This window comes from Archangium lansingense, from assembly GCF_026626635.1.
Taxonomy (GTDB): domain Bacteria; phylum Myxococcota; class Myxococcia; order Myxococcales; family Myxococcaceae; genus Archangium; species Archangium lansingense.
In genome coordinates, this window is the sequence record NZ_JAPNKA010000001.1 from 6,868,058 (window position 1) to 6,881,405 (window position 13,348).

A 13,348-nucleotide genomic window follows, 5' to 3' on the forward strand; every position below is an offset into this window, starting at 1 on the left:
CCTCTCTTGGATGGGGATATAGAGCAATTCATGCAATAAAAGTAACTCAAGATTTCGAGTCACCGTCACGGCCACGGACGCTCGGGGCAACACCTCGACGTGTGGCTTCTCCGTGACCGTGAACCCCGGGCCGCCCTCCTGCGCCTCTCCGCGTGGGCCGCGACTCGCCGCCGGCACACGACTGGGACGTAAGGCCAGGCGAGTCGCGCGGCTGGGTGAGCGGCGCCACCGGCTGAAGCACCTCCACGGGGGGGGAATCGAGCTGCGGCCAGGTGCTGCGGCTCCCCACCCCGTCTCTTATTGCGGACTACTGGAAACAGACCACCTGGCCACTTTGCACCGCACAGTCGTTACAGTCCTGGGCTGTCCACACACCCGAGGTGCACCTCAGGGCGCGGTCCGGGTTGCTCACATCGCACTGGAACAGGTTTGCGTTGACTGAGGCACATGCGTCCCCTGCCTGAGCGCGCGAAGTGTCACAGGTGAGCCGATCGTCGCCCTCGACGCACCCGCCGCTCCCTCGGCAGGGGATCGCACGCAGGGTGCCGCCCTCGCAGAAGAGGGCGGAACTGGTGCTGTCACACGTGGCATTCCCCTCCGGACTGCAATCATCGCCAGCCTCCGGCTCAGTAGCACATGCGGAGAGAGCAAGGATCGCGAGCACAGCGAAACGCTTCAACATGGCGTGTCTCCTGGGTTGGGCCTGCGGCGCGCACCGTAGCAGCGATGTGGACTTCACGAGCCAGTCCTCCGTGCCCACTTTCGTGTGCTCAACTTCTCCTTCCACGCCGCCACCGCCTACGTCATCCTTCGCAACATTGAGCTGGAGGGACTTCCTCGGCTCTCGCGGAAGGCGTCAGGGGGCTCACGGCCCCCCGTCCCTGATCGATGATCCCCGGTCCCGACTACATCATCGGCTGTCCCTCGTGCGGCGAGCCCCATCGCCGGGGCTCGCTCATGTCCGGCAACACCTCGGGCGCGCGCTGGTGGTCGGACGGGAAGCGCGAGGCCCCCATGCTCCCCTCCCGTCCCCTCGTGGTGCGGTGCCGCGGGTGCAGCCAGTACTTCTGGCTCTCCCGGGGCGAGCCCCTGGGAACCATCGCTCCCTTCCACTTCCAGCCCGTGCCGGTTCGGGACGTGCTCCTCACGGACGTAGGGCCCCGGCGCATCGAGGTCATGGCCACCCTGCGCCGCGTGCTCGGCGTGGAGCTGCACGAGGCGAAGGCCTTGCTCGAACGCGTTCCCCTGGAGCTGGCTTCGGATGTCACCCGGAGCGACGCCGGGAAGCTCATCGAGGAGTTCCAGAAGGCCGGGGCCACCGCGCGCGTCCGGCCCGTGTGGGCGCCCCCCGAGCCGCCCCGAGTGTCGAACCATTACCTGGTGGCGGTAGGACCCCGGCGCCTCGAAATCATGGCCTTGCTGCGCGAGCACTTCGGCGTGAGCTTGAGCGAGGTGAAGCAACTCCTGGAGCGCCTGCCCCTGGAGCTCCACCCCCGCGGCGGGCTGGGCTTTCACCAGCTCGACGAGCTCATCAAGAGGTACCGGGCCGCGGGCGCGGTGCTGGAGCGCTACCCGCTTCCTCCGTCTCCGAAGCCAGCGCCGCTGCCCGGAGAGGAGCTTCCCCCGGAGTGGCTGGAACTGCCCGGCATGGAGGAGTTGCCCGAGGCGGACCTGCTCGCAGCCCTCGCGCAGGGGGTGACCCAGGACAGGGATGAGGAGCGCGAGCTGCGCTCGATGGCGTGGTGGGCGAGCAATGATCCCTATCGCGAGCCCGGAGCTACGTGGAAGCCCTTCGCCGAGCGCGAGCCAGCGGCCTGGGAGAACCTGCGCGCGCTCCAGGAGCTACTCGATCCCCAGGAGCCGCTGGAGCGATGGATGAAGGCCGAGGCCCTGCGTGAGCTGGAACGCTTCGACGAGGCCCGGGAGCTCCTCACCTGGGAGCCACCGCAACCGGAGCTGCAGCAGGTGGCGGCGTACCTCCGGGAGCTGGCGGAGCAACGCGTGCCGGAAGTACGGGTGGTGGTTGGCTCGTAACGGCGCGGCCCACGTGGGCTCAAGACCACCCGGCGCGGCCAAGGGCGCACGCCGGGTGGAGGTGCTTCATTTCAGCTCTTGACCGACTTGGCCGTCTGCTCGGCGGCCTCCACCTGCTTCTCGCTACACACCTGCTTCGAGGCGTCATCGGCCTCCTGCGTATTCGTGGTCACCTGCGGGGCAGCCCGGCACTTGTCCACGCAGATGCCATACTTGCCACAGTTGGACGTCGTGCTGCCGTTGGAGCACAGGATGCTGCAGGCCTCCGCGCACGAGCAGACCTCCTCACACGGCAGCGGCGCCGCAGAGGCGCCAGGGGCGATGGACAGGACGGCAAACAGCGCGGCGCCAGACAGCATCTTCAGCAGCTTGGTCACGGTCTTTCCTTGCAAATGTGAATTACCAGACAGCACGGACAGACTATTCAGATCGCAAACGTTCACAAGCCAATACTTTAATTCGAAATATTCTGGCTGAGCTGTTTGGATTGCTTCTGATTTGTCACAGACGTGCAACGCCTGTATGGGTTTCCCGCATAGGGGTTTCCCGCAGTATGGGTTTTCCGCAAACCGCTCTGGAGAGGATGTCGCAGGAGCCCCGTGTTCTCACCCGGTGATAGGAATTCTTGGCGCCTGAATGTATGGGTCGCCCTGGTGCAACCGCTGGGACAACGCCGTGGCCGAGAGCTTTCAGCCACGGCGCTCTGAAACCCATCCGCGATTTCAGCGGCCCTTGTAGGCGGGCTTGCGCTTCTCGGCGAAGGCCTTGAGGCCCTCCAGCCGATCCTCGGTGGCGAGCACCTTCTCGTAGTGGCGCAGCTCCAGCGCGAGGGCCTCGTCCAGCTCCAGCGACAGGCCCTCGTCGATGGCGTGCTTGGCCGTCGCCACCGCGATGGGGGCGTTCTCCACGATGCTCTCCGCCATGGAGTACGCCGTGTCCAGCAGGTGCCCCTCCGGCGCCAGCCGGTTCACCAGCCCGATGCTGAAGGCCTCCGCCGCGTTGAGGCGCCGCCCGGTGAGGATCAGATCCTTCGCCCTCCCCGGCCCCACCAGCCGCGCCAGCCGCTGCGTCCCACCACCCCCGGGAATAATTCCCAGCTTCACCTCGGTCAGCCCCAGCTCGGCCGCCGGAGCCGCCACCCGCAGGTCGCACGAGAGCGCCAGCTCCGTGCCTCCGCCGAACGCCGCCCCGTTGATCGCCGCGATGAACACGCAGTCGCTCTTCTCCAGCGAACGCAGGGTGCGCCGCAGCCCGTCCAGGAAGGCGCGCACCTCCGGCTCGCTCATCGTGCTGCGCTCCTTCAGGTCCGCCCCCGCACAGAACGCCTTGTCCCCCGCCCCGGTGATGACCACCGCCCGCGTGTCGTGCCCGCGGGACACACGCGTCACCATCTCCTCGAACTCCTTGAGCATCGCCCGGCTGATGGCGTTGCGCCGTCCCTCGCCGTCAATGGTCCAGATCTCGATGGGTCCTCGTGCGTCGACCTTGAACTCCGCCATGTACCCTCCCTTACCGGGCCCTACACCGGGCCACCAATCAATCCCCCAGCCTGCGGCGACTCGACGGGCCTGACAAGGCGGAAACGGTTAGTCTTTCTGACGATGCGCACTGCGTTGAACCGCTCCCTCGCTCGTTGGGCTCCCTGGCTCCTCCCGGGCCTCGGGCTCGCTCTGCTTGTCTCTTTCGAGGCCCTCGCCCGCGGCGGCGGTGGCGAGAACTACAAGTCCTCCCGCGACCGCGATTCCGGCGGAGGTGGTGGGGACGGTAGCGTCCCGATCGAGCTCATCTACTGGCTCCTCCGGCTCACCTTCCGCTATCCCCACATCATGCTGCCGCTGATCGGGATGGGGGTGGCCGCCTGGTACTTCTACCAGCGCAACCTTCACCCCACCGGCGCCACCCAGCGCGCCTTCGAGCAGCGCGAGGCCGAGCAACGCACCACCGTCTCCACGCGCGACGTCCAGGGCTGGGTCAACGCCCTGCGCCTGAAGGATCCCCAGTTCGAGCTCCAGCCGTTGCTCGACCGGACGAAGCAGCTCTTCCTGGCGCTGCAGGACGCCTGGTTCGACCGGGACATGTCCCCCGTGCGGCCCTTCCTCTCGGATGCCACGTACCAGCGCTTCGAGGTCCAGCTCCAGCTCATGAAGGACCAGGGGGTGCGCGACGCCATCACCGACATCCAGGTGCTGGACGTGCAGCTCATCGGGCTGGACCAGAGCGAGTGGTTCGACACCGTGCACGTGCGCGTGCGCGCCCGGATGCGGGACTCGGAGGTCGCCGCCTCCGCCTCCCAGGCCGAGGCCGTTGCCGCCGCGAAGCGCGCCCCGCTGGAGGCCTTCACCGAGGTCTGGTCGTTCGTCCGCAAGCCCGGCGTCCAGACGCGCATCGGCGAGGATCTCTTCCAGGGCAAGTGCCCCCACTGCGGCGCCCCGTACAAGGGCGGTGCCACCAACCGCTGCGAGTACTGCAACGCCATCGTCAACTCGGGCAACTACGACTGGACGCTCTCGGAGATCACCCAGGGCATCGAGCACGTGCGCCACTACGCCCTGGTGGACAACCTGCGCGAGGCCCGCGAGGCCGATCCGGCCCTCAACCTGGAGATCCTCGAGGACCGCGCCTCGCTGCTGTTCTGGAAGTGGATCGACGCGCAGAGCCGCGGCACCACGAAGACACTGCACAAGGTGGCCGCGCCCCAGGCCATCGGTCGGCTCGACGAGGAGCTCGACGGCCTGAGGCAGGAGGGCCGGCGGAAGGTGTTCCTGGAGTGCGCGGTGGGTGGCGTCATCACCCGCGGCATCGAGCTGAACCCGGACGGCTTCGACCGGGCGCACATCGAGGTGCGGTGGAGTGCTCGCCTGGGGATCGGCCCAGCGAACGAGCGCCCCCCTGCCCTGCCCACGGTGCCGCAGCGCTGGGTCTTCACGCTGCTGCGCAAGCATGGCGCTCAGACCAACACGGACAATGGCATGTCCACCAACCGGTGCCCCCAGTGCAACGCGCCGCTCACCGAGTCGGCCGCCACCACGTGCGACTACTGCGGTGCGGCGCTTGGCAGTGGCGAGCAGGACTGGGTGCTGGCCTCGGCGGATCCCTTCGAGTCCTGGGATGCCCGCGAGCAGCGGCACTTCGAGGCCTCCGCCCGTGCCCCCCGCCAGAGGAACGGGGTACGCCCCCCCGCGGTGGACGAGGCGGCGTTCGCTCGAGGGCCGGTGGATGACGTCATCACGGATCCCCAGGAGCGCCAGCGGTTGCTGTACATGATGGCCGCGCTGGCCGCCTCGGATGGGACCGTGGATCGCGCCGAGCGCAAGCTGCTCGAGCTGTGCGCGCGCCGCTGGAGCGTGCCCTGGAGCAACGTGGAGATGGCCCTCAATACAGGGCCCCAGCTCTTCACGCGGCTCGTCCAGCGCCGCACCCCCGAGGCCGAGGTCTTCCTGCGCAACCTGGTGGAGATGGCGCTGGTGGATGGGCGCATCGATCGCAAGGAGCGGCGGATGCTGGAGTTCGCCGCCGGCCACCTGGATCTCACCGACAAGCTACCGGAGCTGCTGCGCGACCGGTAGCTCAGGCCCCTGAACGCTCATTCACCTGGAGCGGCTCACACCACGACTTCGCGCCGTGGCAGGGTAAGCGGCACCTGGCTGGTCTCGTCGGTGTAGCAGTAGACGAGATACGCCAGGGTGAGCGGCAGCGTAACGATGAAGGCGATGCCGCTCGTGACACTGGCCACCGAGGAGAGCACCAGCAGGACGAGCCAGTTGAGGAAGTAGGCCGCCCAGTCCTTCCTGCGCTGGAAGATGCGGCCGCTCTCGGAGATCGCGTCGAGCGTCTTGCGGCCATCGGCCGCGAGCATGGGGGCGTGGAACCAGTAGAGAGAGAGGAGCACGCCCGGAATGATGAAGAGCAGGAAGCCAATGGCGATGGGAATGCCCATGGCCAGGGTGAGCCCCCAGCTCTTCAGGAAGTTGCCCTGCCGATCGAAGGTGGCCTGCCAGCGGACAGGGCGTCCGGTGCGAGCACACTCGAGCACTTCCTGGAGCAGGTTGAGCGTGAACCAGGGCCCGGGGATGATGACCATCCACCCGACAATCGCCACCAGACTTCCGAGCAGCAGTCCCCCCGCATTGGCGACAAAGAAGTCCCAGGTCCGCTTGATGCGTTGATCGATGTGCGAATCCATCATGGCGTGCAGGCCTCCATCTGGGGGGAGAGTGCTCCCCTTCCTTGGAATGGAATGCACTGCGAACCTTTGTGACTCCCCCAGGTCCAGGCCTGGCAGCCGGGCCCCCGCCAGTCAGGTCGGTGAGCATGGGCGGGGGGTGGGCTTGTCGCACTGTCCACACCCGCCCTGCTCCAGACTGACTTCGAGGGCCGCCCAGTGTGCTTTCCGCGCCGAACTGTTCGCGCCCCGGCAGAGGATGCCGTAGCGGCCCAGCACGCCCCAACTTGGAGACACCGTGGGCCATGCGCCCCGGCGTATCAGGAGGGGGAAAATCATGTTGGCAGTCTGGTCTCGAAGACTCGTACCACTCGTGTTGGCACTGGGCCTCACGCACTGCGGAGGCACGGATCCGGATTCGCAACCACCCGCGCCCGAGACAGCATCCAGCGAAGCCGAGATGCGAAGCTCCTGCCCACGCGCGAGGCTCGTCGAGGACATCAACGAGGGCCTGGAGCCCTCGAGCATCGCGAACCTCACGGACGTGAACGGGAAGCTCTTCTTCACGGCCGACGATGGCGAGCACGGCGTGGAGCTGTGGAAGAGTGACGGCACGCGAGGAGGGACGCGGCTGGTCAAGGACATCACGCCCGGCGCTGCGGGCTCGTCCATCCGCGAGCTCACCGAGGTGAATGGCAAGGTCTTCTTCGCCGTGGGCTCCGAGCTGTGGAAGAGCGACGGCACGGAGCGTGGCACGGTGCGCCTGGCCACCTTCGAGAGCGAGTTCGCTGACGTCTTCCCGCGGAACCTGTTCGAGTACCGGGGCAAGCTCGTCTTCGAGGGGTTCGACGAGGAGCACGGCAGCGAGCTGTGGGTCAGCGATGGGACGTCTCGTGGGACCCGGCTCCTGCTCGACTACAACCCCGGCCCCGAGAGCAGCGGTCCCAGCGACTTCGTCGAGCTGGATGGAGACCTCGTCTTCGAGGTGTTCGACGAAGCCGATCTGACGGTCAAGCTGGTGAAACTCGAGGACTGGAGGCGCGTGGTCGAGCTGGCGGACCTGGGAGACGAATCCAGCGTCCGGAAGACGCTCGTGGTGGGGCACCGGCTGTTCATCTACTACACGGACGAGGGAGATCCGACCATTGCCGTGACCACGGGAAGGCCGGGGACGTTCCGGGATCTCTTCTCTACCCGCAGCGTCGGCGCCAGCGGCGTCCGCGATCTGGTGGCCCTCGAGGGCAAGGTGTACTTCCAGGTGGGCTCGGCGCTCTGGGTGACCGATGGCACCGAAGCGGGCACGCGGCTCGTCAAGGACGTCCTGCCCGACTCCGGGGAAGACGACGTGCTGCTGTTCCTCACGGTGTTGAGCAACCGGATCTACTTCAGCGCGGATGATGGCGTGGCCGGACGCGAGCTGTGGATCAGCGACGGCACCGAGGGCGGCACGCGGCTGTTCGCGGACCTCAACCCGGGTCCCGCCAGCTCCTCGCCGACGGATCTGCTCAACGTGCACAACAGCAAGCTGTTCTTCGCCGCGGATGACGGAGTGCATGGCCGGGAGCCCTGGAAGCTGCACCGCGGCGGGACTCCGGAGCTCCTGATGGACATCGCGCCCGGAATGGCGTCGTCCTCGCCTCGTGGCTTCATCCGCTCCGACGAGGACATCTTCTTCGCCGCCGATGACGGCCGCAGGGGCGAGGAGCTGTGGGCCACGCCCAAGGAGCACAACGACTGCCGCCGGTAGGCTGTTGAACCTCTGGGGCCGGCGTCAGGCGTCCGCCGCGCCGGCCTCCAGACTCTCGGGGTGGTGGCTGTTCAACGGGAGGGTAAAGCGAAAGGTAGAGCCGTGCCCCGCCTCGCTCTCCACCCAGATGCGGCCACCATGGCGCTCGACGATGTCCCGGCAGATGTAGAGGCCGAGACCGAGCCCCCCGAATCCAGTGATGGGCGCATTCCGTGCCCGGAAGAAGCGCTCGAACAAGTGCTTCTGCTGATCCGCCGGGATTCCAATCCCCGAGTCCGAAACCGAGATGACGGCTTCCGCCCCGGAGCTGGCGCACGAGATACGCACCGTCCCCCCCGTGGGGCTGTACTTGATGGCGTTCTCCAGCAGGTTCGTCAGCACCTGCGCGAGCCTGCCGCGATCTCCGTGGATGACAATGTCCTCCTGGGGCTCCTCGCAGGTGAACGCGTGATGGACACTCACCGGTTGGAAGTCCGCCAGGACCTCGCGGATGAGCTCCAGGAGCTGCACGGGCTTGCATTCCAACTCCAACCGCCCCGCTCCAATTCGCGAGGTGTCCAACAGATCGTTGATCAACCCCGACAGCCGTTTCACCTGCGCGAGTGCCTTCTCCACGATGGCGGAAGGCGCAGGCTGCCCGGTCCCCCGTTGCTTCAACATCTGCAGGTGGAGCTTGAGCGGGGTCAGCGGGGTCTTCAGCTCATGTGACGCGATGGAGAGGAAGTCATCCCGCACGCGGATGGCCTCATGGGCTTCGCTCAGCAACCGCTCTCGTTCCTCCTGCGCGCGGCGCTCCGCCGTCACCTCAACCACCACGGCGCCGACTCCCACGATGCCACCTCTCGACGTCTGGACGGGGTAGTAGCTGACGCGCCAGTGGCGCTGCTCCCCCGGGCTGGACGGGACCATGCCCTTCAGCTCGAGGTCGATGATGGGCTCACCCGTTTCCAGGACCCGCCGCAGGTGCGGCTCGATGAAAGGGGCCATGTCTTGCGTCGCCTCGCGCACCGTCAGGCCCACCTCGTCCTCTCGGCGCCTTCCATGAAGCGCTGCCAGCGTGTCGTTGAGCCGGAGGTAGCGCATGTCACGATCGAGGAACCCCAGTCCGATCGGCGCGTTGTTGAGGAAGGTGTCGAGCAGTGCGAAGGACTCTTCCGCCGCCACGCGAGCAGCCTGCTCTGCCACCAACAACCGGTCCCGCTCCTGCTCCGCGCGGACACGCTGGGTCACATCCCGGAAGCTCCAGACACGGCCGATGATGGTCTCCCCCTGACGCTGGGGAGCCGAGGCGCGCTCGATGACGCGCCCATCGCGCAGCTCGATATGATCGTCGAGGCTCTCCGCCTCCGGGGCCGCATACAGTTCCCGGACCCGCGCGAGGAACTGCTCCGGGTGCTCGAGCAATCCGAGGACGTGTTCGATCACCCGATCGTCCCGCCGGAAGTCCATCACCTCATCCGGGATCCGCCACATGTCCTGGTACCGCCGGTTGTAGGCCACGATCCTCCCATGGAGATTCACCACGAGCAGCCCATCCGTGGTCGAATCGAGCGTGGCGCGCAGCAGTGAGACCATGTGCTGCAGGCGCTCCTTGTTCCAGTGCTGCTCGGTGACATCGACCATGATGCCGCGCAGCTTGATGGGACGCTGGTCCTCGACAATCACCGAGACGATGTCGCGCAGCCATACGGTGCGTCCGTCGGCCGCGATCATCCGATACTCGAACTCGTGCGGTCTGCCCTCCGCCGTCGCCTTCACGCAGAAGGCAGGGGCCCACTTGCGGTCGTCGGGATGGAGATGGCTGACCCAGAAGTCAGGCTCCTCCAGCCACCTCTGGGTCGGATAGCCGAGCAGGCGCTCGGCCTGCTTGCTGACGAGTGTGAAGCGGACATCCGACGCGTTGGCCTCCCAGACAATGCCGTCGATGTTGTCGATGAGTTCCGAGTGCTCCTGCTGCGCGCGGTTGAATTCCCGCACCACCTGCGCGAAGTCCGTGACATCCGTGGCGATCCCGACCGCCGCGACGATGGCGCCCGTAAGGTCTTTCACCGGCGCCACGCTGCACCGGTACGTGTGTCCGCATGTCGTGACGTCGAAGCCACCCGTTTCACCTTGGAGCGCCCGGTGGTGGGCCGTGGCCCAGGCCTGAGGATCCGCGAGACGTACTGCGGTGCAAACGGAGCCAGCGGCCTCCGCCTCGGGAGATGGCGGGCTGCACCAGGTGAGCGACAGGTCTCGGTCCACCAACCAAGCCGGGCTGGGCAGCCCCTTCGCCAGCAACTCACGGAGCTGCGCTTCACCCCTTGGCGAGTAGAGCATCCTTCACCTCTTCTTCCGTTCGCTTCGGACCTGGAGCCGCCGCGGCCTCCCCGCGCGGTTGGTTCCTAGAGGAAAGTGTCCACGACATCAGGCCCTCCCCACCCCTCCTCACGGTTGCGGAAGGTCCTGACAGTCGCTCGTGGCCCGGTGTTCTCGCTCCACTGGCGTTCCAGCCATCGGTTCCCCCCGAGGGCCTCACCTGGCAGCCTCTCATCCCCGCCCTCGCTCGATTGGGGCTCCCCAGCAGGCCCCTCGCCAGATTGATGCAAGGGGGGCGTCATGCAGTTCGTGCCATTCGCGGAAGGTATCGAAGTCAACGGCCAGACGGCATGGTCCATCGTGGCTGGCTTCAAGGCGTTCTCGGTCCTGGCCAGCACCTACCTCCTCGAGGAGGGAATTGGCACGCTGGACCGGGATGGGGTCGCGCTCGTGGAGCCGGAGGCGTGGTATCCGCAGCGCGCGTGGCTGAAGGCCTTCGAGAAGATCAGTGCGCACATGGGAGACGCCGTGTTGTTCGAGATCGGCAAGGCCATCACGCACAACGCAGTCTTCCCGCCATCGGTGAAGGACATCCACACCGCCATTCAGGCCATCGACATCGCGTACCACCTCAACCACCGGAAGCAGGGCCAGCTGATGTTCGACCCGGCCACGGGCTCCATGCTCGAGGGCATCGGCCATTACGGCTACGAGCGGCTCGAAGGGCAGAACAGGATCATCTCCGTCTGCGAGAACCCGTACCCGTGTGCGTTCGACCGAGGCATCCTCACGTGCATGGCCGAGCGCTTCGAACCCTCCGTCCAGGTGGTGCACGACGAGACCCGGCCCTGTCGCAAGCGAGGCGGCAACAGCTGCACGTACCTCATCACCTGGAAGTGAGTCGCCTGAGCCGCCACGCGAACACGAGGAGAACCAGCGTCCAGCAGGCTGGCTCCGCCGAGCTGGCGGCACATCCGAAGGTGGGGTCCGGAGGCATCTCGTTGAGGGGCTCGGGGCCCTGGTTCGGATCGCCTCCGGCGATGAGCTCGTCCACGTCCGGCGTCCCGTCCCCATCACTGTCCACGGCTTCGCTGCGCATCAAGGCCAACGCGGCTCGGAGGCTGTCCTCGTCGTGCGCTTGCAGCCCCCTCTGGCGCATGGAAGTGCCAAAGGGCGTGTTCACGGTTCCGCGCGACTGGACTCCGATGTGGCACAGCGAGCAGTCCGGCGTGTAGGAGAGCTCGAGTTCTCTCCGGACAGCCCCCGGGAAGTTGGGAGTCGCGAGTGCGGAGGGAGCGGTGAGCAGTGCCAGCGCGGCGAGTCCTGGAATGACGAGGCGGGAAGGCGGGTGCATGGCATTCACGAGGCGCACGTCAGGTCAGAGGGAGAGACGGAGCTGCCCCAGGAGGCTCAGCACATTGGGCTCGGGGGCGCTCTGGCCGGGGTGGCTCAGGATGGCGTCGAGCCGGACCTCCAACTGCGGAAGGATGAAGTAGTCGAACGAGAGCCAGCCTCCGAGCGCGGTGACGTGGACCCCGGGCCGCTGAAGGACCTCGGCGGTGGCCAGCAGGTGGAAGCCCTGCTTCAGCTCGTAGTCCACCTGGAGCAGGCCGGTGTAGCCGCTCGCGAGCGGTCCCCCCTCGGGCCTGTCGAGCAGCACATCCGCTTCCAGCAGGAACACCAGCGGTTTCACGGGCGCCACCCGCGCGAAGACACCATGTGCCTGGCGGAGGAAGGAGGGCCGCTTCGTCACCACGTCGTACCTGGCATGGGTCAGCAGGCTGCTCACCCCGAAGGCGGCTCGGGTGAACGGGGCCCATTCGACATAGCCAGAGTAACCGCGCTCCCGGTAGAGGTCCGGGTGGAGCTGGAAGTTGCCGAGGATGGCCATCACCTCCGTCCGGAGTCCCTCGATGTTGTAGGCCAGGGCCACTCCATGCTGCTGCTGCTCGTTGTGATCGGTGCGCGTGAGCTGCCGCGCCCACAACGTGTGCTCGACGGTGCGCAGACCAAAGGGCAGCGTCATCCGTCCGGCCCGCAGCAGCAGGGTCTGGTCCTCGTTGGCCAGCCCGAGCCAATGCTCTCGGGAGACCACGTTGTTCTCCTCGAAGTTGGTCAGCGCGGCGAACCTCGCGCCGCGCGCCACGAATCCCACGGAGCCACCGGCCCGGACGGGCCCTACGGCGATGTTCGCCCGGAGATCGCTCACCATCTGGAGGGGCCGCACGTCGGTGTCATCGCCGGCCCGCGTGACGAGCCCTCCGCCACGGAAGGACAGGCCCAGGTTGAGCCAGTCCGGCAGGGTGACCGCCCCCAGGAGGAAGGCTGTGGTGGGACGCACCTCCTCCCCTTCCTTCTGCTCCCCGTATCGAGCCGCGAGGAGCAGCTCGGACTGGGCCCGTCCGTACGGCGTCAGGAGGGCCCCTCCTGAGGGATCGTGATGACACGTGGCACAGCTCGCGTAGCCGTGACGGATCATCCATGGAAAGGCCTCGGCGCGAGCAGCGACGAGACACACCACGACCAGCAGAAAGAGCAGCCCCTGGCGCATACGCTCTTCGCGCTCCCCCTACTTCCGTTTGAAGCTGAAGGCGACCGAGGTCTCGATGTCTGGCTTGACGGTCACTCCGAGGTAGCTCGGGATGTCGATGCCAAAGTCCTTGATGTTGAGCGGCACGCTCCCGGTCGTCTCGTAGACCTCACCATTCCTGCGCACGGTGTACGTCACGGGCACGTCCTTCGTTTTGCCATGAAGGCTCAGCTGTCCGGTGACGGTCTGGGTCACCGCCTGCCCGCTCTCGGGGAGACGGATGGCGCTCCAGGGCACCACCAGCACGGCGTCGGGGTACTTGTCCGTCTGGAGGTACTTCTCGCGCATGTGGCGATCTCTCAGATCGGTGCCCGTCTTCAGCGTGGCCAGCGGCACGACGTAGGTCACCGTCTGCCCGTCGTCCTTGATGGAGAGCTCGTGCGTCGTGCCCTCCAGCTTGAAGCCACCGGGGCCCTTGCCATTGAACCTGGCGGTTGCGTCTCCCACGCGCTCCACCTGCGCCATCGCCGGCAAGGCGGTCAGCAACCACAGCACACACACGTGTCCGAGTCGCATC

At 66.9% G+C, this 13,348-nt stretch carries 11 protein-coding genes; 4 read left to right on the plus strand and 7 right to left on the minus strand.

Translation table 11 applies throughout. From position 1 onward, the window contains the following. The first annotated feature begins 888 nt into the window (after positions 1-888). A complete protein-coding gene (locus tag OV287_RS27860; protein WP_267537086.1) occupies positions 889-2,034 on the plus strand; it encodes a ribosomal protein L7/L12 in 1,146 nt (381 codons plus the stop codon). Between the two features lie 71 nt (positions 2,035-2,105). Here OV287_RS27860 and OV287_RS27865 read toward each other — a convergent pair whose 3' ends face one another. Further along, entirely contained in the window at positions 2,106-2,411 is a 306-nt protein-coding gene (locus tag OV287_RS27865; RefSeq protein ID WP_267537087.1) for a hypothetical protein, read from the minus strand. A 345-nt stretch (positions 2,412-2,756) separates the two neighbouring features. After that, complete coding sequence (locus OV287_RS27870) at positions 2,757-3,533, minus strand: enoyl-CoA hydratase-related protein (protein WP_267537088.1); 777 nt, start codon at positions 3,531-3,533, stop codon at positions 2,757-2,759. 102 nt (positions 3,534-3,635) lie between these two features. On the opposite strand from OV287_RS27870, the gene OV287_RS27875 reads away from it, so the two are divergent. Next, complete coding sequence (locus OV287_RS27875) at positions 3,636-5,600, plus strand: TIM44-like domain-containing protein (RefSeq protein WP_267537089.1); 1,965 nt, start codon at positions 3,636-3,638, stop codon at positions 5,598-5,600. 35 nt (positions 5,601-5,635) lie between these two features. Here OV287_RS27875 and OV287_RS27880 read toward each other — a convergent pair whose 3' ends face one another. Then, positions 5,636-6,220: a hypothetical protein gene (locus tag OV287_RS27880; RefSeq protein ID WP_267537090.1), complete on the minus strand. Its 585-nt coding sequence runs from the start codon at positions 6,218-6,220 to the stop codon at positions 5,636-5,638. A 436-nt stretch (positions 6,221-6,656) separates the two neighbouring features. Between OV287_RS27880 and OV287_RS27885 the strand changes: the two genes are divergently transcribed. After that, on the plus strand, positions 6,657-7,943 hold the full coding sequence (locus tag OV287_RS27885) for an ELWxxDGT repeat protein (RefSeq protein ID WP_267537091.1): 1,287 nt from the start codon (positions 6,657-6,659) through the stop codon (positions 7,941-7,943). Positions 7,944-7,967: 24 nt separating this feature from the next. Here OV287_RS27885 and OV287_RS27890 read toward each other — a convergent pair whose 3' ends face one another. Next, a complete protein-coding gene (locus tag OV287_RS27890) occupies positions 7,968-10,262 on the minus strand; it encodes a PAS domain-containing sensor histidine kinase (RefSeq protein WP_267537092.1) in 2,295 nt (764 codons plus the stop codon). A gap of 279 nt (positions 10,263-10,541) precedes the next feature. Between OV287_RS27890 and OV287_RS27895 the strand changes: the two genes are divergently transcribed. Further along, the gene (locus OV287_RS27895) at positions 10,542-11,141 is read left to right on the plus strand and encodes a hypothetical protein (protein WP_267537093.1); all 600 of its coding nucleotides are present in this window, start codon (positions 10,542-10,544) and stop codon (positions 11,139-11,141) included. On the opposite strand, the gene OV287_RS27900 is transcribed toward OV287_RS27895, so the two are convergent. The 3 genes from OV287_RS27900 to OV287_RS27910 are packed head-to-tail and all read right to left on the minus strand — an operon-like array spanning position 11,128 to position 13,347. Next, complete coding sequence (locus OV287_RS27900) at positions 11,128-11,595, minus strand: thrombospondin type 3 repeat-containing protein (RefSeq protein ID WP_267537094.1); 468 nt, start codon at positions 11,593-11,595, stop codon at positions 11,128-11,130. The two genes, OV287_RS27895 and OV287_RS27900, sit on opposite strands and share 14 nt — an antisense overlap. Before the next feature lie 24 nt (positions 11,596-11,619). Continuing rightward, complete coding sequence (locus OV287_RS27905; RefSeq protein ID WP_267537095.1) at positions 11,620-12,792, minus strand: hypothetical protein; 1,173 nt, start codon at positions 12,790-12,792, stop codon at positions 11,620-11,622. A gap of 18 nt (positions 12,793-12,810) precedes the next feature. Beyond that, positions 12,811-13,347, minus strand: a complete 537-nt coding sequence (locus OV287_RS27910) for a YceI family protein (RefSeq protein ID WP_267537096.1) — start codon at positions 13,345-13,347, stop codon at positions 12,811-12,813. Position 13,348 lies beyond the last annotated feature (1 nt).